The sequence below is a fragment of the Nitrococcus mobilis Nb-231 genome (assembly GCF_000153205.1).
Lineage (GTDB): Bacteria > Pseudomonadota > Gammaproteobacteria > Nitrococcales > Nitrococcaceae > Nitrococcus > Nitrococcus mobilis.
In genome coordinates, this window is record NZ_CH672427.1 from 2,107,924 (window position 1) to 2,130,616 (window position 22,693).

20 protein-coding genes are annotated in these 22,693 nt (G+C 58.7%); 10 read left to right on the forward strand and 10 right to left on the reverse strand.

The features are described 5' to 3' along the window. Window positions 1-21: 21 nt before the first annotated feature. Window positions 22-615 carry a CBS domain-containing protein gene (locus tag NB231_RS09635; RefSeq protein ID WP_005002204.1) on the reverse strand — a complete coding sequence of 198 codons (594 nt, stop codon included), beginning with the start codon at window positions 613-615 and terminating at the stop codon, window positions 22-24. Between the two features lie 963 nt (window positions 616-1,578). Between NB231_RS09635 and NB231_RS09640 the strand changes: the two genes are divergently transcribed. Further along, a complete protein-coding gene (locus tag NB231_RS09640) occupies window positions 1,579-1,842 on the forward strand; it encodes a hypothetical protein (protein WP_005002206.1) in 264 nt (87 codons plus the stop codon). 190 nt (window positions 1,843-2,032) lie between these two features. After that, window positions 2,033-2,737 carry a class I SAM-dependent methyltransferase gene (locus tag NB231_RS09645; RefSeq protein ID WP_005002212.1) on the forward strand — a complete coding sequence of 235 codons (705 nt, stop codon included), beginning with the start codon at window positions 2,033-2,035 and terminating at the stop codon, window positions 2,735-2,737. Window positions 2,738-2,757: 20 nt separating this feature from the next. On the opposite strand, the gene NB231_RS09650 is transcribed toward NB231_RS09645, so the two are convergent. Continuing rightward, on the reverse strand, window positions 2,758-3,744 hold the full coding sequence (locus tag NB231_RS09650; protein WP_005002214.1) for a polyprenyl synthetase family protein: 987 nt from the start codon (window positions 3,742-3,744) through the stop codon (window positions 2,758-2,760). A 19-nt stretch (window positions 3,745-3,763) separates the two neighbouring features. Beyond that, on the reverse strand, window positions 3,764-4,501 hold the full coding sequence (locus tag NB231_RS09655) for a UbiA prenyltransferase family protein (protein WP_232210438.1): 738 nt from the start codon (window positions 4,499-4,501) through the stop codon (window positions 3,764-3,766). 316 nt (window positions 4,502-4,817) lie between these two features. On the opposite strand from NB231_RS09655, the gene phoB reads away from it, so the two are divergent. After that, the gene (gene phoB, locus NB231_RS09660; protein WP_005002220.1) at window positions 4,818-5,504 is read left to right on the forward strand and encodes a phosphate regulon transcriptional regulator PhoB; all 687 of its coding nucleotides are present in this window, start codon (window positions 4,818-4,820) and stop codon (window positions 5,502-5,504) included. Between the two features lie 61 nt (window positions 5,505-5,565). Here the strand turns inward: phoB and rloA3 are convergent, their stop codons facing one another. Next, window positions 5,566-6,126 (reverse strand): retropepsin-like aspartic peptidase RloA3, encoded by a 561-nt coding sequence (gene rloA3, locus NB231_RS09665; protein WP_005002222.1) that lies wholly within the window; start codon window positions 6,124-6,126, stop codon window positions 5,566-5,568. A 331-nt stretch (window positions 6,127-6,457) separates the two neighbouring features. After that, a complete protein-coding gene (locus tag NB231_RS09670; RefSeq protein WP_232210439.1) occupies window positions 6,458-7,312 on the reverse strand; it encodes a SphA family protein in 855 nt (284 codons plus the stop codon). Window positions 7,313-7,527: 215 nt separating this feature from the next. Between NB231_RS09670 and NB231_RS20305 the strand changes: the two genes are divergently transcribed. Together NB231_RS20305 and NB231_RS18580 are read left to right on the forward strand one after the other, a co-directional pair. After that, window positions 7,528-7,668, forward strand: coding sequence for a pentapeptide repeat-containing protein (locus NB231_RS20305; protein WP_408634405.1), 141 nt, complete (start codon window positions 7,528-7,530; stop codon window positions 7,666-7,668). After that, the gene (locus NB231_RS18580; protein ID WP_005002226.1) at window positions 7,629-7,793 is read left to right on the forward strand and encodes a pentapeptide repeat-containing protein; all 165 of its coding nucleotides are present in this window, start codon (window positions 7,629-7,631) and stop codon (window positions 7,791-7,793) included. The genes NB231_RS20305 and NB231_RS18580 overlap by 40 nt, the downstream gene beginning before the upstream one ends. Before the next feature lie 71 nt (window positions 7,794-7,864). On the opposite strand, the gene NB231_RS19660 is transcribed toward NB231_RS18580, so the two are convergent. Further along, window positions 7,865-8,263, reverse strand: coding sequence for a hypothetical protein (locus tag NB231_RS19660; RefSeq protein WP_232210440.1), 399 nt, complete (start codon window positions 8,261-8,263; stop codon window positions 7,865-7,867). Window positions 8,264-8,294: 31 nt separating this feature from the next. Here NB231_RS19660 and NB231_RS09680 point away from each other — a divergent pair, with 31 nt between their 5' ends. From NB231_RS09680 to hemH, 5 genes are all read left to right on the forward strand, one after another. Beyond that, entirely contained in the window at window positions 8,295-9,353 is a 1,059-nt protein-coding gene (locus NB231_RS09680; RefSeq protein WP_050756089.1) for a 3-oxoacyl-ACP synthase III family protein, read from the forward strand. A 220-nt stretch (window positions 9,354-9,573) separates the two neighbouring features. Beyond that, window positions 9,574-14,457 (forward strand): NAD-glutamate dehydrogenase, encoded by a 4,884-nt coding sequence (locus tag NB231_RS09685; protein ID WP_005002233.1) that lies wholly within the window; start codon window positions 9,574-9,576, stop codon window positions 14,455-14,457. A 6-nt stretch (window positions 14,458-14,463) separates the two neighbouring features. Further along, the gene (locus NB231_RS09690) at window positions 14,464-15,261 is read left to right on the forward strand and encodes an alpha/beta fold hydrolase (protein WP_005002234.1); all 798 of its coding nucleotides are present in this window, start codon (window positions 14,464-14,466) and stop codon (window positions 15,259-15,261) included. Window positions 15,262-15,369: 108 nt separating this feature from the next. After that, window positions 15,370-17,658, forward strand: a complete 2,289-nt coding sequence (locus NB231_RS09695; RefSeq protein WP_005002235.1) for an NADP-dependent malic enzyme — start codon at window positions 15,370-15,372, stop codon at window positions 17,656-17,658. Between the two features lie 122 nt (window positions 17,659-17,780). Further along, entirely contained in the window at window positions 17,781-18,776 is a 996-nt protein-coding gene (gene hemH, locus NB231_RS09700) for a ferrochelatase (RefSeq protein WP_005002236.1), read from the forward strand. A 383-nt stretch (window positions 18,777-19,159) separates the two neighbouring features. On the opposite strand, the gene NB231_RS09705 is transcribed toward hemH, so the two are convergent. The 4 genes from NB231_RS09705 to NB231_RS09720 all read right to left on the reverse strand — a co-directional run bounded on the left by NB231_RS09705 (window position 19,160) and on the right by NB231_RS09720 (window position 22,562). Next, window positions 19,160-20,065, reverse strand: a complete 906-nt coding sequence (locus NB231_RS09705; protein WP_005002238.1) for a hypothetical protein — start codon at window positions 20,063-20,065, stop codon at window positions 19,160-19,162. A gap of 370 nt (window positions 20,066-20,435) precedes the next feature. Beyond that, complete coding sequence (locus tag NB231_RS09710) at window positions 20,436-21,149, reverse strand: 2OG-Fe(II) oxygenase (protein ID WP_005002239.1); 714 nt, start codon at window positions 21,147-21,149, stop codon at window positions 20,436-20,438. After that, entirely contained in the window at window positions 21,146-21,937 is a 792-nt protein-coding gene (locus tag NB231_RS09715; protein WP_005002240.1) for a DNA-3-methyladenine glycosylase family protein, read from the reverse strand. Before NB231_RS09715 ends, NB231_RS09710 begins: the two co-directional genes overlap by 4 nt. A 7-nt stretch (window positions 21,938-21,944) precedes the next feature. Further along, window positions 21,945-22,562 (reverse strand): methylated-DNA--[protein]-cysteine S-methyltransferase, encoded by a 618-nt coding sequence (locus NB231_RS09720; RefSeq protein WP_005002242.1) that lies wholly within the window; start codon window positions 22,560-22,562, stop codon window positions 21,945-21,947. Window positions 22,563-22,693 lie beyond the last annotated feature (131 nt).

The window sequence follows — 22,693 nt, forward strand, 5'->3', positions numbered from 1 at the left end:
CTTTATTCGGCGCAACATCGGTTAGCCGATCTCGTGCTGCATTTCCGCAAGCGAATGCGCCGGCGGGATGTCGGCGTTAATATTCTCGCCTAGCTGGCGCCTGATTTGGCTAGTCGAGAACAAGCCTCGCACCCGCTGAGCCTTGGTGGCCTCATCGACCTCCAAGACGAGCACATGCTGGCGTTCGAGCGCCCGCAATGTCTCGACGATATGGCCTACCAAGGCATTGCGAACGCTGATTATATTAAGAGCGACGATTTCCGGTTGCGGCGTCATTATGGCTTCCACGCGAATCGCAGCATGCGGGATTCGGGTTTCCTGAACCAGCTTAACGGGCCGCTCGCCCTGAATGTCTCTAGCGGTAATGACGCCGATGATCCGCTCGTGCTCGTCGATGACCAGCAGCAGGCGTACACCGACCCGCTTCATCCTCTCTAAAGCCGTATCGATCGAGACCTCCGGGGGGACGGTTATTGGCCTCACACGGCGGAAATCCGTCATGACCTCCACGGCCGGGCTATCCCAGTGCACGATTTCGGGAGGTTCGGCCGGGCGCTCAAAAGTTATTTCCGGCTGCAAGTGGATATGGGAGAGAACAGCAAACTCATGCTTCATCGCTGGCTCCTTTACCTACGTCCCGCTTACGGTACCGGCCTGGAGATATTCACCCCGGAAAGCCTTCTCTCGGACCGAGCGGTGAGCCGCCGAATCCAAGGACTGGAGCCGTGCGCCGTAAATGCGCGGCGAACAAGTTTGCACACTCGCGCTGTCTCGCCTCACCCAAACGCCCACGGCCATCGGTACCTTCCGCAATATACCTATTGGTGCGTCATAGCGCAGCACAGTCCCTGATAAGCAGTATAGATGATTGTCTTCCCGTCTCAGGTCGGGCGGCAGGTCATGGCGGCGGTCCTAACCACGAGGACCGCGCCTGCCTACCCCCAGGCCAGTTCTTCCGGTGGTTCGACCCCGCACCACCTGAAAATGCCAAGCCAGCGACTGAGAAAGCGACAAGATAGGATTAATGGTTCGGCTAAAATTATATGTATTTCCCAATTAAAAACTTTCCGACCCCATATACGATCAATCCTGATAAAATCATTACCATGCCTATGGGAGGCTTAAAAAAGAAAAGCGCCAATGCACCGGTCGATGCCATGAAAAGACCGGCAGACTCCCATTTGGGTCCCTCATGTTGACTTGCCGTAGGATTCCCCTTGGCAAGGACCGCCTTGCAATATGAACACACGGAGTTTTTATCCGAGACATATTTGGCACACTCACTACATTTAATTAAAGCCATTTCGTGAACCTGCCGCGTAGAAGGAAAGCTCAGTGAGAGATTAGCATAATGTCGCTACGGATTGGCCGAAACCGGGAGGGATTTCCGAGCAGGCGGTTAGCAATCCGACTACGCTATTGCCACCTCGGCGGGATAATCGGCGCACACCGGAGTCGATATGCAGTAGGAACCGCCCCGGCTAAAAGGGTAACAATCGCTCACCGAGTTGGCATGATGTGCCTATTTAGCGGTAGGCTCGCGCAACACGCTGAGATCGCGACAAGGGAGGCTACCCAATGCTTATCGACGTTGATGCCCTAGCCGATGAGGTGGCCGAGTTGTGCCGGCGCCTCGATGCCGCGGAATCCGGTCGGGAGGCTAGCGATTGCACCACCCTCACCGAGGACCGGCAACGACTCCGGGAGATCGGGGAGCTGGCCCATCAGCACGGCGGCACCGAGCTGATGGGCCAGCTAGTCTATGTAGCAAGCTGGAATTATCGCAACACCGTTGATACCACCGATGTGCATTGGCGGGGGATCGGCGGGGGGCAACAGTGACCCGCAGCGGCTCTCGACGCTGGTGGCTCGCGAGGACTTCGCTCGGCTTGCGACCGAGGTGATCCAGGTCGAGCTGAGACGGGGGCCTACAAGAAAATCCGTGCTGAAGCGCATGGATAGTGCAGTGCCTCGCCAGCAGTGAAGAGACCATTAAGGCCTGGATAATCGACTCGGTTCTCAAGGCAGCGCTATGAACCAACCCGATGACAGGCTCGCGCTCGTGCAGCGGTTTTTTGCTGGCACTGGCCGAAGCTACGATTTTATGGTCAACCTCGCCACTTTTGGTATCGATCGGCGCTGGAAGCACCGGCTCGTAGCGCTTATGCCGCATAATCCCGAACGTATCCTAGATCTCGCCTGCGGCACAGGTATATCAACGCGGACCATCGCCAAACGTTATCCACGCTGCCATGTGGTTGGAGTGGAATTGCGACAAGAGTACCTGGATATTGCCCGTGAGAAAACCGAACGGCTCGGGATAAACAACATCGAATGGGTGTTGAGCCGCGCGGAGGACTATTACTCAAAAATGCCCTTTGACTGCGTGAGCTCTTCCTATCTCGCCAAATACGCCGAACTGAAGCGCCTCACTCATAACAGCAGGTCGATGCTCAAAGACGGCGGCTTATTATTAATGCATGATTTCACCTTTCCACCCAAACCTTACCTCGTCATAATTTGGCGAATTTATTTTAAATTTTTACAGGTATTTGGCACGCCATTTTTCCCTGAATGGCGAGAAATATATTACGGGTTGCCGCAACTCATAGAGAAGTCTCGCTGGGTTTCCGAACTTAACGATCTGCTCAAGACGAACGGGTTTGATAGCATCTGCACAGAGCATCTAACGCTCTATGGCTCAGCAATCGTTACAGCCAGAAAGCTTCACCTTTAATTACAATGGTACAGCCAAATTCAAGTCGATGGGTCTAGAGCAGAAAAACAAGACATCATTGCCACTATTTTAGCAGGTGCTTCCGCCAACATTTTACCATAAATGTTACTGGGGAATTGCCCAACATAGGATTCTGCTGATTTCACACGCGCATCAATTTCATGCTTCATATAGCCGATAAAATCCATTCCTATGTATTGGCACCAATCGTGTAGGCTATGTTGTGACTCAGCGAGATGGCAGGGAATGGTCAGTCCGGTTTTATAGCAAAAGAAGTTCAGTACAGGAAATAGAGCTGGCGATCTTTCGGTGTGTTCCTGTGGGGCCCCCCATACGCTAACAAACTCAACGAGGTCATCGGCGATCTGATAAGCTTCTCCGGTTCGAGCACCAAAGGCATAAGCATGGGCACATCGTTCCTCGGGAGCGCCTGCGGCAATGGCACCCAACTGACAGGCGGCCCCAAAGAGTGCTCCCGTCTTAAGATAGATAATGCGCTCGTAAATAGTTTGTTCGTTTAGGTCAAGCGCTCTACCCGCTGCGGGCTTTGCCAGCAAAAGGGGCTCCTGGTAAGCGCCGTTGGCCACCGTGGCAATGGCACGCGTTACCGCGATCCCGTCTGCATTACTCAGCTCCACCATCGACTGTATTGCCGTTGCAAACATCATGTCGCCCAGCAACACGGCTCGTCGCGGCCCTTCAACTGTCCAGGTTGCGGGGCGCTTACGGCGGATCGTGTCATTATCTACGTAGTCATCGTGTATGAGCGAGGCCGCCTGAATGCACTCGATGGCCACTGCCCTCGGCAACGCATCCGCGATCTGGCCCCCCAAAGCGTGGTTCACCAAGCAGACCAGGCAGCCGCGGATACGCTTGCCATTGTTGATAATATACTGAACTGTTTTGATTTGCTGCGGTCCGAAAGCGGAAAAAAGCTTAGGTATTTGTCTTGTTAGCTCTTTGTCCAGCCGGGCTCGGATGTCCACCCAATAGTCAATGAAATCCATGCCCAGACTCCTTATTCTTTTAAGACAAAACCCGCCAAACTATCAAGCCAAGGCCAAGCAGTATAACGCCCAGGCTAATGCTTTTTAATATTTGCTCTAGAATCTGTATTCGCGCCATATGGTCTTCGAACTCGTCTTCACAGTGAGCGCGCTTTAACACCTTGTAGGAGCGTGATGCCTTGATTTCTACCAGGCTAAAAAAACCCATCGAAGCGGCGATCGGCAGAATGGTCCAAGAAATCTGATTGGTTTGCAAAACATAACCAGCAAGCACCGGCAGACTTCCCCAGGAGACGGCGAACCATCCGTCAGTATGAAATCGGCCATTGAACCACTCCAAATTATAGGCTAAGACAAAAAAACCCTCTGGAATAGCGATCGCCCAAAGTAGCGGTGCATAAAAGAGCATATAGTAAATACCGATAGCGTACGCAACACTGAGTGCTAATATTGCCAGCGCGCAGAGCTGTACTGCGGTGAAGACTTCGCCCCAGGGCTTGACTTCCTTGCTGCCAAAGGCATCGAGAGCGTGAGCTCCAATCCCTAGCGCGAGAAAATAAATTACTAGAATGGCAATAGCACGATCCCCATGTATGACAGGGGCCAGCATTGAGCCAATCATCGTGTAAGAAAGCACCATACCCGTATAGGGTAAAAACAGCAGCCCGACCAGGACACGAAATTTTAGCGGGCCGAAGGCAGGCACAAACCACTCGTTGATACGATTACCTTTATTTACTTGCCCCATTCTGGCCATTCTGGTTTACTCCGCTCGTGTTTCGACCGTTCGTCAAGCTCACGGCTCAGCACGAGCGGGCACAAAGTATGGAGCATCAATAGATTAGTCGTTCACCCTGAGCCTTTCGGCTACGCTCAGGAGAACCCTGCCGAAGGGCGATTATCGAATAAGTCAGACGATATGGACTCCCCTCCTCTCTCGACTCCGCGTACCGGCGCCACCCTGGGTCGCGTTCAATAAACGTTGAACTCTTCGCCGACCGCGCGCGACTGTCATAAAACGGTCATTCTAGTAAATTGTAATGCATAGGAGTCTCGCGGGATGCAGGCGAGTGATGGTCAAGATCTTGATAGTCGAGGACGAAGCGGCCATTCGCGAAATGATTGCGATGGCGCTGATCCGGAGCGATTACAGCGTGCACCAGGCCGACTCGGGAGAGGCGGGCCTTACCCTGCTTGATGAAATCGTACCGGATTTGGTGCTGCTGGATTGGATGCTACCGGGCATGAGCGGCATCGATTTTGCCCGGAGGGTGAAGCGGCATCCGACCTATCGTGATGTGCCGATCATCATGTTGACCGCCCGTGGCGAGGAGGAGGATAAAATCCGCGGCCTAGAGGTAGGCGCAGACGACTTTGTGACCAAACCCTTCTCGCCGCGCGAACTGCTCGCGCGGATCAAGGCGGTGCTGCGCCGGGCGGCGCCGCTGTCCGGCGATGAGCGGATCGAGGTGAAGGGCTTAACGCTCGATCCGGTGGCCCACCGCGTATGGATCGGTGAGGATACGCTCGAGATCGGCCCCACCGAGTTCCGCCTGCTGCGCTTCTTCATGACCCACCCGGAGCGCGTGTTCAGTCGCGGCCAGTTGCTGGACCACGTATGGGGCACCAATGTGTATGTCGAGGAGCGTACCGTGGACGTGCACATTCGGCGCCTGCGCAAAACGATCGCCGGTCGCGGCCACGATCGCCTAATCCAAACGGTGCGGGGCACGGGCTATCGCTTTTCGACGAAATCGTGAGGCACGGCCGAAATGCCCGAAGCACCAACCCGTCAATGTGTTAGGAGTTGTTCAAGGCCGACTAGATGCCGATGTCCGGGTCAAGCTCCTTATTCTGATGGCTCTGCACGGCTGAGCCATCACCGCAGCTGGGCCCATGCAAAAAAGTCTTCGTCACATCGATGAGACCGAGACTTTGAATGGTCCGCCGACCCAACAAGATTGGGTAATTCATATCATCGCGATCTTCCAGGCTGAACTGCTCTTCGTAAACCGTATCCCCTAGGCAGAGCTTCATAAGAACGACGGGGCGATGGTCTTGACCGCCGGCACCCTGGACCGTCAAATCGCGGTATAGCGGCCTTTCGAACGTTTTCGATACGATCTCGCCCTTGGCCTCGTCTTTGATCTCGACGGTGAAACGCACCCACTGCTCACCGTTTTTTTCAAACCCGTCAACGTGTTCAGCGTGCATGGATGAGGTAAGAGCGCCGCTGTCGAGCTTGGCCTTCGCTTCGGCACCCCAGGGCTCGATCGTCGCCATTTCCACCCAACCGAAAACACGCTGCTCATCGCCCTCAGCGAAGGCCACGCCGAACAATCCAGCCAGCAAAACGGTAATAATTATAATCTTTGTTGGCATGATACTTAGGCCTTCAAATTCCGGTGGATCCCTGCCAGCGGCCGCGGCAGCTGGCGCTTCCAGAAGAGACGATTAAGCGAGGTCTCTCTCGTAGCCGATGATTCCAACCTCGCCATCCTTATCGCCACACTTCGTCTCGTCGATTCAGACATCTGAACCGCGCACTCTTACTTCGGAGAAAATACCTCGTCGGCGTCTTCATGGCCCATTTTCTCAACAATTGGAGTCTCCGGGAAAATCGGGGCAGTTCAACTAAACCGTATTTCATTGTGGTGCGCACTGCGCCGCTCGCCTACCGGTGGTCCCCGAACCAATCCGACTCGAGCGCCGCTCAGAATTGATACACGATCTTGGCCCAAACGTAGTCGCCCTCGAGACGCCGCTTGACGCTCAACTCCGGCAACCAACGCAGCTCGGCGATCAAGTTGCCATTGCTGCCAGGGAGGAAGTAGTTCAGCACTGGACCAACGCCGGCGGTGTGCCCCTTAAAATCGCCGTTGACGGCGCCGGCACCGCTGTCACCGCTGATCTGCGTGAGATAGAAACCCTCTGTGCCAACACCGAGAAACCCCGGCCCCAGGGGCAGCAGTTGCTGAAGGCTTGCCTCCAAATGCCACTGGTTGCCACTCTGGTAGTCGGTCTCCGAATTCTCGGTATTAAACGATAGGCCTGTATGCAGTGCCGCATTAAAGCCGTTTTGATCATTATTGTAAGAAACCCCGACCGTCGGATCGAAGGTCCAGTAGTTAAGACCGGTATTGGCCAAACGGCCTTCTTTATAGCGGCCGGAGGGAGCGTAAATTGGCAGAAGAGCGTTGAACTGCCAGTAGTCCTTTTCCCAGGCAAGCATGGCCGGGAGCAGTATGATATCGCCAATACCCGACACGCTGTCGCTTCGGCTGATACTACGCCGCGGGGTATCGATCCGCCCCTTTACATCCATCCAGACGTATGGCAGAAACCCTCCGGCGCTGTAGCGGGCACCTAATACCGTCTGATCCAGCGTATAAAAACCGCCGAACAACAACGCATCCATACGCGCATTAAGCCCGGCCACTACTTCACCCGCCACCGGCAGGCGGCGGGAAGCCGATGCATCGGCCTCATAGTGCAGGTACGCCGTCTCGGCCACCCAACCGGGTTGGGTGGGTGCCAGATCGATCAGCGTTGCTATAGCCCCTGGCACGTAGTGTGTGCTGCCATTTTCGGTAGCAAGACTGGGGGTGGCCACAGCAAAGACACAAACGACTGGCAGTGTGCGAAGCAACAATTTTATTAGAGCCTTCCGCATGGCAGTCCTCATCTACACTACATGGCGGGGTTCCGCCTGGAGAGGGCGGATTTGCGCGGCTAGTGCATCGAAGGCTGCCCCGGCGCGCCGCCGCTGAACCTGCGCGGCATGTGCTGCGTGGCGCCAGGCTCGAAGGTACGCTCTTGCAACACGTCGATCTGGAAGGGGCAAACCTCACCGACACCCAACTGCCCGTGCCGAGTGCCTGCGGGTGCGGACCCGATCCACGCGCTTCGCCGGCGCCGATCTGACCGGCACCGTGTTCCGTGATGGGCTCCTTAACGAGGCCGACTTCGAGGGCGCGCACTGCTACCGCAGCCAATGGTTGCGCCGCCGTGTGGACGGCGCGGTGGATCTGCCGCACACTGCACCATAGGCGCTGTACGCGCCGGCCGCAACTTTTCGTACCCACACGCCAAGGAATGCTGTTCTCGGCGTATTCGACGGTCATATAGGCGCCCTGTTCGCGGCTGCGGCTGCGCCTTCGCCCTCGACGGCCGCCGCCTCGGCTCGACCTCCTTCGGCGGCACGCTGCGGCTGTGGGACTTGGCGAATGGCAAGCAATCCGCACCATTTTTCACTTCGCTGATCGGGCCTGGGCATCGTTAGACCCGTTGGCCAATCGCATCGTGCAAGTCTCCGGCGAGGCTTGGCGCTGGCTCGGCTGGCTGGGCCGCGATCCCGCCAGCAGGCGCCTCGAGCGCTACCCCGTTGCAACCCGCGCTCCCTTGCCATGGTCCACAGCCGGCGATCGTGACGGGTAAACCGAAAGGCGCTGACCCAGCCAAAGAAACCGGTACCCGCTGACGGCCCGGTATCGACCCCCGCCGCCAGTTCTGCAATCATGCTGTGTCTAAACATCGCCTTCGAAGTACTGATGGCCCGCATCGCAAACCTGATCGCCACAGGCCGCTATATTCCGGCGCACCGGGTCACCAATGAAGCGCTGCAGGCTCGCTTCGCCGCCCTGGGGCGAGCCGAGAGCATCGTTAAGCTCGCCGCGAGCTCCGGTATCCGCCAGCGCTGGTATGCCCCCGATGATTGGGCCACCTCCGATCTGATCCTGCCCGCCGCCCGCCAAGCCTTGGAGCGTGCCGGGCGCTCGCCCGAGGCAGTGGATCTGATCATCGTCGGCACAGACTCCCCGGACTACCTCACCCCGGCCACCGCCACCGTCGTTCAGGCCAAGCTCGGCGCGTTCCGCGCCGGCACCTTCGATATCGGCTGTGCCTGCGCCTCGTTCCCAACCGCATTGGCCGTCGCCGCCGGGCTGCTGGCGACCAATCCGGGGCTGCGAACCATACTGGTCACCGGCGCCTACCTTATGCATCGGCTGGCTGATCCGGAGGACCCATTGATCTTCCTCTACGGCGACGGCGCCGGTGCCGCCGTTGTGGAGCCCGGCGACGAACCCGGCTTTCTCGGCAGCGCCTTTCGAGCCGACGGCCGCTACGCCCAACACTGGGGCATTTATGCGGGTGGCACGGCCGAGCCCGCCTCGCAAGCCGCCGTGCGGGCCGGGCGAACGCGCGTCCGATTGCATGAACGCTACCCGCCCGAAATCAACCATGAAGGCTGGATCGCGCTTGTGCGCACGCTCGCCACGCAGTGCGGGTTTCGAATTCAGGATGTGGCGCAGGCCATCTTCACGCAGATCAATCAGCGCACAATTTGGGATGTGTGTGGCGCCTTGGGGCTACCGGTCACTCGGGCCCATACCATTATGGACAAATGGGGCTATACCGGCTCGGCCTGTCTGCCCATGGCGCTCGATGATGCCATAGAGCAAGGGCTCATCCGCCCAGGGGATTTGGTGATGATGGTCGGCTCCGGCGTAGGATACAACCTGGCTGGCGTGGCATTGCGGATAACCGAGCAATTGATGGCGCCACAACCGCCGCGCGCCGGCCAAACTCAAGGGCAGCAAAACCTGTAAGCCACAGCGACCTGCCGCTGCGGTGGCGCCGCATCCGCAGGATACCGCACGGCCGGTGAGCACAGCCGATCAACCCCACAGCGGCAAATGGTTCACACGGCAGAGTATTGCCCTTGGTAGGCCGGCGAAATATCCTCGATCGTAAGCATCAAGCTCCCGGATGACCTGAGTAACCCGGCTCGACGACGAGTACAGGGCGCACGCACGGAGGACCAGAAGTATGAACCAGGGCACCGATAAGGGACAGAAGACCCGTGCGATCGAGGCCGTGATTGCGCAAGCCCAGGCACACTGGCCGATCGATACGGCGCCGCAGGTCGGGAGCTTCGTGCGCCATTATTTTGCAGGGGTCGCGCCAGAGGATATGGCTATCCGCAGGGTCGACGATCTCGGTGGCATCGCGCGCTCTCACTGGGGACTTGGTTGCACGCGTGAGCCAGGCCAGCCGCTGATCCACGTGTACAACCCCGCCCCGGAACAGCATGGCTGGCAGTCCAGTCATACGATTCTCCAGATCGTCACCGACGACATGCCGTTTCTAGTCGACTCTGTGAGCATGGCGCTCAACGGCCTCGGGCTCACCATCCACCTCGTTATCCATCCGGTGCTGACGGTGCGGCGCGATCAACAGGGCCATCTACAGCAAGTCTGCGAGCCAGCCGAGCAGCAAGCCACCCGGCACGAGGCGTGGATGCACTTCGAGATCGACCGTCAGACCGAGCCGCAGTGCCTGCAAGAGATCCAGCGGGCCACCGCGGCGGTGCTGGAGGATGTGCGGGTGGCGGTCGAGGACTGGCAACCCATGCGCGAGCAGCTCGCGCGGGTGATCAGCGGACTGCCTCGAAACCGCCCGCCGGTGGCGGCGGATGCCCTGGAAGAAGTCTTGGAATTCCTATGCTGGATACGCGACGATCATTTCACGTTTCTCGGTTATCGTCGTTACGATCTATGCCGCAGCCGTACCGGTGATGAGCTGCGCGCGGTTGCGGACTCCGGGCTCGGTCTACTGCGCCAGACGAGCGCTCACCAACTCTCCAGCAGCTTTGCCGTACTGCCCGAAAACGTACGCAGCCGCGCCCGCGACCCCGAGCCGTTGATCCTGACCAAATCGAACAGCCGCTCTTCAGTGCACCGCCCCGGCTACCTGGATTACATCGGCATCAAACGTTACGATCACGAGGGTGAGGTGATCGGCGAACACCGCTTCCTCGGCCTGTTCACCTCATCGGCTTACAACCGCAGCCCACGCGCGATTCCGTTGTTACGGCGCAAAGTCGCGTGTGTTCTCGAGCGGGCCAAGCTGCGTGCCAATAGCCACGCCGGCAAAGCCCTGGCCAACATTCTCGAGACGCACCCGCGGGATGAACTCTTCCAGGCCTCCATCGATGAGCTATACGACATCGCCCTTGGCATTCTGCACCTGCAAGAGCGCCAGCGGGTGCGATTATTCGTGCGCTACGACGCCTACCAACGATTCGTCTCCTGCTTGGTATTCGCGCCGCGCGAGCGCTACAACACGGAGATTCGCCAACGCATGGAGGCGATTTTGCAGGAGGCCTTCGGCGGGTCTCAGAGCGAATTTTCGGTGCAGATCTCAGAGTCGATACTCGCGCGCATCCACTTCATCGTGCGCCTTAAAGAGTCCGGCCGGCCGGCCTACGACCACGCGGCGCTGGAGCAAGCGCTGGCCGATACCATGCGTTCTTGGCCTGGCCGGCTTGCCGAGGCACTGCGGGATCATTACGGCGAAGAGACCGGCAATCGCCTGTTCAATCGCTACGGCAAGGGTTTCAATGCGGCCTACCGGGAAGACACCGACCCACGGACGGCCGTCCATGATATCGAGCTTTTGGAGACGTTGCAGCAAGCCGGGGACCTCGCCATTCGTCTGTATCGGCCACCGCAGGCCAGGGAGGGCTTGCTGCGCTTCAAGCTCTTTCATGCCGAACGCCCGATCATTCTCTCCGATGTGCTCCCGGTGCTCGAAAACATGGGCGTGCGAGTCATCGATGAGCGCCCGTATACCATGGAGTGCAGTGGCGAGGGCGTCGCCTGCTGGATCGACGACTTCGGACTTTGCTATGCGGGCCCGGGTCAGCTGGAGGCCGAACGTATCCGCGAGACGTTCCAGGAGACCTTCGCCGCGGTCTGGCGCCGCCAGGCAGAAAACGACGGCTTCAATCGCCTGGTACTTACGGCGGAACTCGCCTGGCGGGATATCGTCATTCTGAGAGCTTATGCCAAATACCTGCACCAAGTCGGCACGGCATTCAGCCAAAACTACGTCGAGGATACGCTCGCCGGCAACCCTCAGATCACACCAGAGCTCATCACGCTTTTTAAGGCCAGCTTCGATCCCCGCTACCAGGGAGATGAACGCCCCGCAGCCATCGCCGAGCGGATCGAAGGTTTGCTCGAGGCAGTAGCAAGCCTCGATGAGGATCGTATTTTGCGACGCCTGTTGGCCGCCATCCAAGCCACTGTACGCACCAACTACTTTCGCACCGACAGCGCGGGCAACCCGCAAGATTTCCTCTCCCTCAAGCTCCGGCCACAGGCAATTCCCCACATGCCCAAACCGGTGCCGGCCTATGAGATCTATGTTTACTCGCCGCGCGTGGAGGGCGTTCATTTGCGTGGCGGCAAGGTGGCGCGCGGCGGCATTCGCTGGTCGGAGCGGCGCGAGGATTTCCGAACCGAAATCCTGGGCCTGATGAAAGCACAGATGGTGAAAAATGCCGTGATCGTCCCCGTCGGCGCCAAAGGCGGCTTCGTGTGCAAGAATCTGCCCGAGGACCGGCAGGCGCTGCCCGCAGAAGTCCAAGCTTGCTATCGAATCTTCATTCGGGGGTTGCTGGATGTCACGGACAACATCACCGAAGGTCGCGTGGTACCGCCACCGAATGTGGTACGCCATGATGATGACGACCCCTATCTGGTTGTGGCCGCGGACAAGGGAACGGCTCGATTCTCGGATTTTGCCAATGAAATCGCTGCCGAATACGATTTTTGGCTATGCGATGCCTTCGCCTCCGGTGGTTCCACAGGCTACGACCACAAGAAAATGGGCATCACCGCCCGTGGTGCCTGGGAGGCGGTCAAGCGGCATTTCCGGGAAATGGGCCGGGACGTGCACAGCGAGCCGTTCACCGCGATCGGCATCGGCGACATGTCAGGCGATGTCTTCGGCAATGGCCTGCTGCGTTCCCGACAAACACGGCTGATCGCGGCCTTCGATCATCGCCACATCTTTATCGATCCGAATCCCAACGCCGAGTCGAGCTACCGGGAGCGGCAACGTCTGTTCGGTTTAGAGCGCTCGAGCTGGGCCGACTACGATCAAACCCTAATCTCGGAGGGAGGCGGTGTCTGGTCGCGCCATGAGAAATCCATCACCTTATCACCGCAAGTGCAATCGGCCCTGGCAACCCGCGCCGAGCGGCTGACACCGAACGAGCTGATTAGCACCATCCTGCGCGCGCCAGCGGATCTGCTCTGGAACGGCGGTATCGGCACGTACGTAAAAGCATCGACAGAATCGCACGCCGAAGTCGGGGACAAAACCAACGATGCCGTGCGTATCGACGCCGACGAGCTGCGCTGCCAAATCATCGGGGAAGGCGGTAATCTAGGCCTATCCCAGCTCGGACGCGTGGAGTTCGCGCTCGCCGGTGGCCGCATCAACACCGATGCCATCGACAACTCAGGCGGAGTCGACTGCTCTGATCATGAAGTCAACATCAAGATTTTGCTTAACCGCGTGGCAGACGAGGGAGGGCTGACCCTCAAGCAGCGCAACGAGCTGCTTATGGATATGACCGAGACCGTCGCAGAGCTCGTACTGCATAATAATTACCGTCAAAGTGAGAGCCTGACTCTATACCAGGCGCGGGCGCCGGAGCTGCTCGATGAGCAACTGCGTTTCATGCGCGAACTCGAGCACCGCGGACATCTGGACCGTCGAGTCGAGCAACTGCCGGATGACGAGGGTATAGCCGAGCGCCAAAAAGCCGGCATTGGCCTGACGCGTCCGGAGTTGGCGGTGCTGCAAGCCTACGCCAAAATCGACGCCTATGAAACGATTCTGCGCGCCGAAGAGCCTCCCACGGAGCATTTGGCCAGCGAGCTGAGCGATTATTTTCCGCCGCCCTTGCGTGAGCGCTTTCCCGGCCCGGTGGCCAAACACCCGTTGGGCGCGGAAATCATTGCGACCCAAGTGGCGAACCACATCGTCAATCGTATGGGCAGCACCTTCCTATTCCGAATCCGCGCCCAAACAGGGGGTAGTGCTATAAACGCCGCGCTAGCCTATTTCGCGGGCCGCGACATCTATGACTTAAGAGAGCTGTGGCGGGCGATCGATCGCCTCGACAACCAAGTGCCTGCCGAGTTACAAACCCGCATGCTGCGACGGCTGAGCGATCTCCAAGAGCGCGCGACGCTGTGGCTGCTGCGCAATTTGCAGGCGCCGATCGATATAGGGGAAACCGTAGCTCGGATACGCCCGGCGATTATTCAGCTCGATGCCTGGCTCGACGAGCTGCTGCCGCAGAGCGATCGTGATCGCCTGCACACCGAAACCACCGAGTTGACCCAGGCCGGGGTTCCTCCAACCCTCGCCCGCCAGGTGGCTCACCTAGAACCGCTGTATTCAGCACTGGATCTGGTAAAGGTCTGCGCGGAGACGAAGGCTAGCCTCGAGCGTGCGACCTGCCTCTATTTCGGCATCGCGACCCATCTGGAGCTGAATTGGCTGCGCGACACCCTAGTGCAATTCGAGGCCGTCGATTCCTGGCAGGAACGCTATCGTGCGGGCTTGGAGGACGAATTCTACGTTCAGCTGCGGCTGTTGACCATGCGGGTGCTCACCAGCGCACCGAGCGAACAACCCCCGCAGGCCCAAATAGCCCACTGGGCTGAGGAATACCGGCCGATCGTGGCGCACTTGCGCGGCACTCTCGACGAGCTCGAGGGCGCCGCGCAACCGGACCTCGCCATGCTCGGCGTGGCCGTCCAAGAGTTGCGCACAACGGTCCAAGCCGGCGCGGCTCAGAGGCAGTGGCTAATCCACAATCAGCAACCTTCCGAAGCAAAGTGGGCTTGATCGAGTATGCTGGCAGAGCCGCAGCGGGTTCGACTTCATTGCCAAACCAGTGGTACAGGCTCGCCCGTATTGTTCCTCCACGGCTTGTTCGGCTCCGGCAGCAACTGGAAGCGCCACGCCCAAGAGCTTGCCGAGCGCTACCGCGTGCTGCTGCCCGATCTGCGCAACCACGGCCGCTCTCCGCACGTGCCGAGCATGGATTATCGCGTCATGGCCGAGGATGTGATCGGCCTGCTCGATGCCGAAGCGCTCGACAAAGTGGCGCTGGTGGGGCATTCCATGGGCGGTAAAGTCGCCATGGCGCTGGCCCTGACCCGGCCCGAGCGCGTCGCCGCCCTGGTGGTCGCGGATATCGCCCCCGTTGTCTACGGTCGGCATCTGCGCAGCTACGTCGATGCCATGCGCCGTCTGAGTCTGACTGACATCGGCTCCCGGGCCGAAGCCGACCAGGCCTTGGCAAGTGCCGTTACCGAACCCATGATCCGGCAATTTCTACTGACCAACTTAGAGCGCCGCGCCGAGCATTACCATTGGCGAATCCCATTGGACATACTGGCTGATCAGATGCCGTTGCTCGAGGGCTTTCCCGAGCTGACACCGAACTATTCGGGGCCCACTTTATTCATTCATGGTGGACGCTCGCAGTATGTGACGAAGGCTCGCCACGGGATCATCCGAAAACTGTTCCCGCAAACCGAGTTCGCGTGTATTCCCGAAACCGGGCATTGGCTGCATGTGGAGGCGCCGGAGCAAGTTGCCGAGCTGTTATGGGGCTTTCTTGCGCGCACCTCATTCGCCGCATGAAACCGGTTGTCGGCGTCCCGTCACGTCGACTGGCCCCTGTAGTCGATCCATCCTTATAATGCCTAACTTACACCTTTAAGAAGCCACGCTTGGAGAGAGCAGAGCACGATGCCCGATGACCTGCGCGACGCCGCTCTCGAGTACCACCGCCTGCCACAGGCCGGCAAAATAACCGTTACACCATCCAAACCGTTGGCCAACCAGCGCGACCTGGCGCTCGCCTACTCGCCAGGCGTGGCCGCGGCCTGTGAGGTGATCGTCGAAAACCCGGACGCTGCCGCCGAAGTCACGGCCCGTGGCAATCTGGTAGCGGTGATCACCAACGGCACGGCCGTACTCGGGCTGGGTGCCATCGGACCATTGGCGGCCAAGCCGGTGATGGAAGGCAAGGGCGTGCTCTTCAAGAAATTCGCCGGCATCGACGTCTTCGACATCGAGATCGACGAGCGCGATCCGGACAAGCTGGTGGATATTATCGCCAGCCTCGAACCCAGCTTCGGTGGCATCAATCTGGAGGATATCAAAGCGCCCGAATGCTTCTATATCGAGCGCAAGCTCGAGGAGCGCATGAACATCCCAGTTTTCCACGACGATCAACACGGTACGGCGATCATCACCGCCGCGGCGGTTCATAATGGCTTGGCCCTGTTAGGGAAACGCTTTTCGGAGGTAAAGCTGGTGACCTCAGGCGCCGGCGCCTCCGCAATTGCGTGCCTAGATTTACTGGTAAGCATGGGTTTGAAGCCCGAAAACGTGATCGCCACCGATAGCAAAGGCGTGATCTATAAAGACCGCACCGAGTACATGGACGCCCGCAAGGCCTGTTATGCGACCGATGCCAAAGCCCGCACACTGGCCGAGGCGATCGAAGGGGCGGATATCTTTCTCGGTCTCTCGGCGCCGGGGGTGCTGACGGAAGACATGGTCAAGCGCATGGTCAAAAGACCGCTTATCCTGGCGCTTGCCAACCCGACACCAGAGATCTTGCCGGAACTCGTCCACGCGGCTCGGCCGGAGGCGATCATCGCCACCGGTCGCTCGGATTACCCCAACCAAGTCAATAATGTCTTGTGCTTTCCGTTCATTTTTCGCGGCGCCCTCGATGTCCGCGCGACCGCCATCAACGAACAGATGAAAAAGGCCTGCGTAATGGCCATTGCCGAGCTCGCCCAAGCGGAATCCTCCGACATCGTGGTCGCAGCTTATGGCGGCAAACCGCTCAAGTTCGGCCCAGCCTACCTCATACCCAGGCCGTTCGATCCGCGGCTGATCACCCGCGTCGCTCCGGCCGTCGCAAAAGCCGCGATGGAAAGCGGCGTAGCACGGCTTCCCATCGACGACTTCGACACTTATCGACTGCGGCTCAATCAGTTCGTTTTCCAATCCGGTCTGGTCATGAAACCGATTTTCGAGCGCGCCCGGATCGACCCGAAGCGTCTGGTCTACGGTGACGGCGAAGAAGAGCGCACGCTGCGCGCGGTGCAAGTGGTGGTCGACGACGGGCTCGCCAAACCCGTATTGATAGGCCGGCGGCGTGTGGTACGCATGCGTATCAAACGCCTCGGATTACGGTTAAAGCTGGATCAGGATTTCGAGCTGGTCGACCCCGAGGACGATCCACGCTACCGGGAATATTGGACGCTATACCATGCCATCATGGAGCGCCATGGAGTCACACCCGATTACGCGCGGGCCATTGTCCGCACCCGCAACACCGTGATCGCCGCGTTGATGGTCAGACGCGGCGAGGCCGATGCCATGCTCGGCGGCATGATCGGGCGCTACCACCGGCAGATCGGCTACGTCGACCAAGTGCTGGGCAAGCGCCCCGGGGTGCGCGATCTCGCCGCCATGAGCGTCATCATCTCGCCAAAAGGCGCATTGTTTCTATGTGACACCTATGTCAATGAGGATCCTACCCCGCATCAGATCGCGGAGATGACGGTGCTCGCCGCCGATGAGATCCGCCGCTTCGGCCTCACTCCCAAGGTTGCGCTGCTTTCACATTCGAGCTTCGGTACTTCGCGTCTGGCCTCGGCAACGAAGATGCGCGAGGCACTGCCACTGATCGAAGATCGCGATCCGACTCTGGAGGTGGAAGGAGAAATGCACGGCGATGCCGCCATCAATGAACAAATCCGCCAGCGCATCTTCCCTAACTCCCGGCTCAAGGGACAAGCAAATCTGCTGATTCTGCCCACGCTGGATGCGGCCAATATCGCTTTCAACTTGCTCAAGACGATTACCGAATCGGTCTCGATCGGCCCCGTATTGCTCGGTGTCGCCAAGCCGGCTCACATCCTCACACCTTCCATTACCGTCCGTGGTCTGGTGAACATGAGCGCCCTGGCGGTCGTCGACGCCGCCATGCAGGAGGCAACCGCCAGCAAGGCTTGAGTACGCACCAACAAGTCTCAGTTGCCCGAAGTCAGCGCCGTGAGATGGCGCCCCACCCATTGCAATACCCCCGCGGCAAGTCATACAGTTGCCATCGTCTTTGCCCGTAAGAAAGAATGTCGATGACCGATCCACACCGCGCCACCGGCGTACTATTGACCAACCTTGGCACACCCGCGGCACCGACCCCGCAAGCGCTGCGTCGTTATTTGGCCGAATTCCTTTGGGATCACCGCGTCGTGGAGCTGCCACGACCGCTGTGGTGGCTGGTGTTAAACGGCGTGATTCTCTGGATCAGGCCGCGGCGTTCCGCGGCGGCCTACCAACGCATATGGACACAACAAGGCTCGCCCTTGCTCACCATCTCGCAACAACAGGCGGCCCGACTCGCCGAGCGGCTCAACGAACAGCACTCAAGCCAATTCAAAGTTGCCCTGGGGATGCGCTACGGGCAACCGTCCATCGAGTCGGCCTATGCGGAGCTGGAAACTGCCGGCTGTGAGCGCATACTGGTACTGCCGCTCTATCCGCAGTACTCGGCCGCCACCACGGCCTCGACTTATGACGCGCTCGGAGCGGTTCTGCGCAAACGCCGTGTCATGCCGCATCTGCGCTTGCTCAGGGACTACCACGATCACCCGGACTACATCAGCGCCCTGGCGGCCTCGATCCGGGAATACTGGCAGCAACACGGCCGCGGCGAGCGACTGCTCATCTCCTTCCACGGCATCCCAAAGCGTTATGCCGAACGTGGCGACCCCTACCCCATACAGTGCGAGCGCACGGCCCAAGCACTGGCCAAACATCTGGACCTCGCAAGCGAGGAATGGCAACTGGTGTTCCAGTCCCGGTTTGGCCCCCAGCCCTGGCTCGAGCCCTATACCGATCGTACCTTGGAACATCTAGCGCGCAATGGGGTCAAGCGCGTGGACCTCGTTTGTCCGGGATTCGCGGCCGACTGTCTGGAGACGTTGGAGGAGAACGACATGCTCAACCATGAACGATTCTTGGCCGCCGGCGGGAACGAATTCCACTATATTCCCTGTCTCAACGACCGCCCCGACCACATCGACGCGCTGGGCGAGATCATAAAAGAGAACCTCGCCGGCTGGTTGTAGTCAGCTTAAGACTTCCCTCCCTGTCAGGATAGATGTCGTCTCACCAGTTATCCTTCTAATAAAGATGGGGGGCGATAGGGGAAACGATGTCCAAGTATCCTGACGAGCGCATGGCGGCGGCACTGGAGAAACTGGCGGCCATTTCCACTCAGGAATATCTGGAGGCCCGTGCTGCACATGGCAGCTATCAAAAGTTTTAAGATGCTCTGACTCAGGTACCGGATACTGATCCAGACCCTGTGGAGCACTGAAACTCTGGAGAAATTGGGGGCAAACCGCGGCTTCTTGTGTGACGTCCATTTTTGCTTGCACCGCCCGGCAGGCTACCAGGAAAACGTGGCCCCTATTATTGATTAGACTGGGGCCTCAAATCATAGCCGAATCTATTTTCCGGTTAATGGAACCAGAGAAACGAGTGATCTGAATAACAAGCTTTCATGATTAATAACACCATAGCACTCATAGGTTTGCTGAAGAGATGATGCACTGTTCTTATCCTCTTGAATTAAACGAACCAGCAAGTGGAGGCTATCATTGCTTTTCAGATGTGAGAGGTGGTGTCGGTCTATACTTATTTTGTGCGAGGTATAAACCATTGGGTTACGCTTGAAGTCTAGCTTTTCTTTGATAACGTTCTCCAACAAGGCACACGAGATCAGAGCACAGGGAAACATTTCTGGAAAATTAGCCTTTCCTTCTATTTCGTCAAAATAATCAGATTGCTCAATTAACGAGCCTGCCAAGAAATTTTTCGCATTACTCGTATTCATAAACTTTCGCTTAATGAAAAATCCGGTATCACCTAGAAATTCTCTGTCGGATGCATTGATCAATCTTTTAAAATCAGGCAAATCTGGATTGGGCAAAAACAGAGGTTTCTGGGATTCCTTCTTATAACCTGCCATGCTGAGTTTTCCGCCAGATTTCAAGCTGACTCTGTTGCTTAAAATCGGGTTCAGGAGATCATTGGAAAACAAGCTCCTATTGATTTTAATATCAATAACTTGCTCAGGTTTTACCGGATTTGCAAATGAAAATTGATAGTTGCTGTACTGAAGGTTTTTTTGAGCAATCAAGATATCATCTTGATATGTTATTCTATGCTCACGAACCGCACCTTCAATAAAAGCTTCCAACTGGAAGCCTAGCACAATAGGTCCGCCAAATGGGTTGTGGTGGATTTGATGCCATTTTTTCTTATCATGGAAAAGATTGAAATCGTCGGTAGAGTTTCTGGCGATATCAATATGCAACAAACTAAAAATATGTGTTTTTTGTAGGTATGACATTTTACAACTCTTTGATTTTACTTGCCAAATCTTCCATGTTCAATTTATAGGATAATAGGGAACCTCGAAAAATCATACTTCGCATCGTCATCCCAGCGTAGGCTAGGATCCATCTTGCTGTTGCAAAAGGGAGAATGGATTACGCACGCCATCCTTGGCACGCGCCCTATCGGGCCAGCTAAAGCTGTTTACAAATCGTTCCTGACGATTTTTGTCCGGTCTACGACGCCGGAATAACGGAATTCGAAAGTTATTCGAGCTTCCCAATAGAATTTTATAATGCAAAATAATACTTTGTGCGCTGACGCGGCGGGTGAAGAGATTGCAAAGAGGTCGTTGCAGTGCGCACCGGGCTGCTGTCTGTCAGTTCTCATCTGGCGTCGTGGAAGATGACGCCGAGCGTGTAGCGCTCGCCACGGCGCACGGTGCTGACACCGTGCTTGAGTTTGACTCGGTAATCCCCGCGCTGGCCGGTCACCGGCCGGCTGTTGACGGCAATGATCGCCGCCTCACCCCGCTGCAACGGTACGACCCGTGGACGGGACTGCCGGCGCGGGCGCTGCTCTACGAGCACCAGTTCGCCACCGTCGTAGTCCGTGACCAACTCGCTCAGCATTACGATGACTTGCAGCGGAAACGCGAGTTCGCCGTAGAGATCCTGGTGCAGGCAGTTGTAGTCGCCCGCGCCATAGCGCAGCAGCAGCGGGGTCGGGCGGCGCTGACCAGCGGCGTGGCATTGGGCGCGGAATTCGGTGTGTGCCGCCGGAAACGTTTGCACTTCCCGCAAACGCTGCACCCAGGCATTAGCCAGGGGCACCAGATGGGGGTAAATCAATTCCCGCAGCGCCTGGACGACGGACGGCAGCGGCTCGGCGAAATACTGATACTCACCCCGGCCGAAGCCGTGACGGTCCATCACTACGCGGGAACGGAAACGCTCCGCACGAGCATAAAGGCCCCGCAAGGTCGTGCATTGGCGGGTGTCGAGCAGCCGGGGCAGCACGGCGACACCCTCGGCATCGAGATCGCGCACGGCTTGCGGCCAGTCGACCGCCGCAATGCTCCGCGTCAGAGCCATGCTCATACCGCGCACCAGAGGTAGGTGGCAGCATGGGCGCGATACGGTCGCCAGCGCTGCGACAGCGCCCGCAGAACGGTCGGAGAAGCCGCACCGGCCGCACGCAGCAACCCGAGGTCGGTCTCCGGCAGGATGTCGGGTTGCCGGCCCAGGCGGATCGCCAGATAGGCCCGGGTCCAGGGGCCAATGCCGGGCAGGCGCGAGAGCCCGGCGTCGATCGCCGCCCAGTCGGCATGCTCAAGCGCCAGCTCGCCGGTGGCCACCGCTTCGGCGAGGCGACGCAGGGTAGCGACGCGCCGGCCCGGCATGCCGATGGCGTCGAGATCGGCCGCGCACAGTGCCGCCGGGGAAAGCTCGCCACAACGCTCGGCGAGCCGGCGCATCAACGTGGCCGCGGCAGCGACACTAACCTGCTGGCCCACCACAGTACGCACGCACAGCTCGAACGGGCACCAACAGCCCAGCGGCCGCAGCCCCGGCATCCGGTCGACGCGCGGTCTCAAGAGCGGGCAAGCGCGGAGCTGTCGGTCCACGGCGCGGGTATCCTGGCCGGTGTCGAACAGGCGGATGACGCGCACCGTGATCTCGTCGCCGCAAACCGCGTCATCGGCTGTTATCCGCAGGCACTTGCCTCCCGCATGATAGGTTACCCGCACGGTCGCGCCGTTGTGGCGGCGCTCGTAGCCGTCGTCAACAATCCGCTCGGCGCCGGGGATCAGCCGGGCATCGAGATAACCCAACAGGGCCGCCCAGGGGAATGGATCGATAACCGTCGGCTCGGCAATCACGAGCATAGTTGAGCTAGACCGATTCGGCGCGGGCCACGCGCTCCCGCTCGATCAGCGCGCGCTTGCGCTCGATGCCCCAGCGATAACCACCCAGTCCGCCGTCGCCGCGGATGACGCGATGGCAAGGGATGGTCAGCGAGAGCCGGTTGGCGGCACAGGCGTTGGCGACGGCGCGAACGGCCCGGGGCCGGCCGACGGCCGCGGCCACCTGCTTGTAAGTGCGGAGTTCACCGTAGGGGATAGTCCGCAGGCAGCCCCAGACCTTCATCTGGAACGCCGTGCCTCGTACATCCATCGGCAAATCGAGTTCGGTCCGGACATCCTGCAGATAATCGCACAATGCCCGCATCCACTGTTTGAACGACCCCTTGGCCGCGGCTGGCATGACCGAGAGCGTCGCCGTCGGGAATTCGCAGCGCAAGCACTCGCGCATCTGTACCTCATTGTCACCGAGCTGGACGAAACACAGGCCGCGCTCGGTGGCAGCCATCATCAACAGCCCCAGCGGCGTCTCGGCCGTGGAGTAGGAGATTTCCACGCCCGCGCCGTCGGCGCGGTGCCGGCCTGGAGTGAGGTCAATTGGGGACGCGCCCCGCGCCAGCACAGCCGGCCATCGCCGTTTCTCGTTCATGAGACCACCCCACATAAGTCATTTGACAGAAGGCTCAGCGTGCCGCCAAAGAGGCAATCTGACAATCCGTTGTGGGATCGATATCACCAGGGGAAGCCGGCCTGGGAGAGGCCGGCAATCATAGGGAAGGG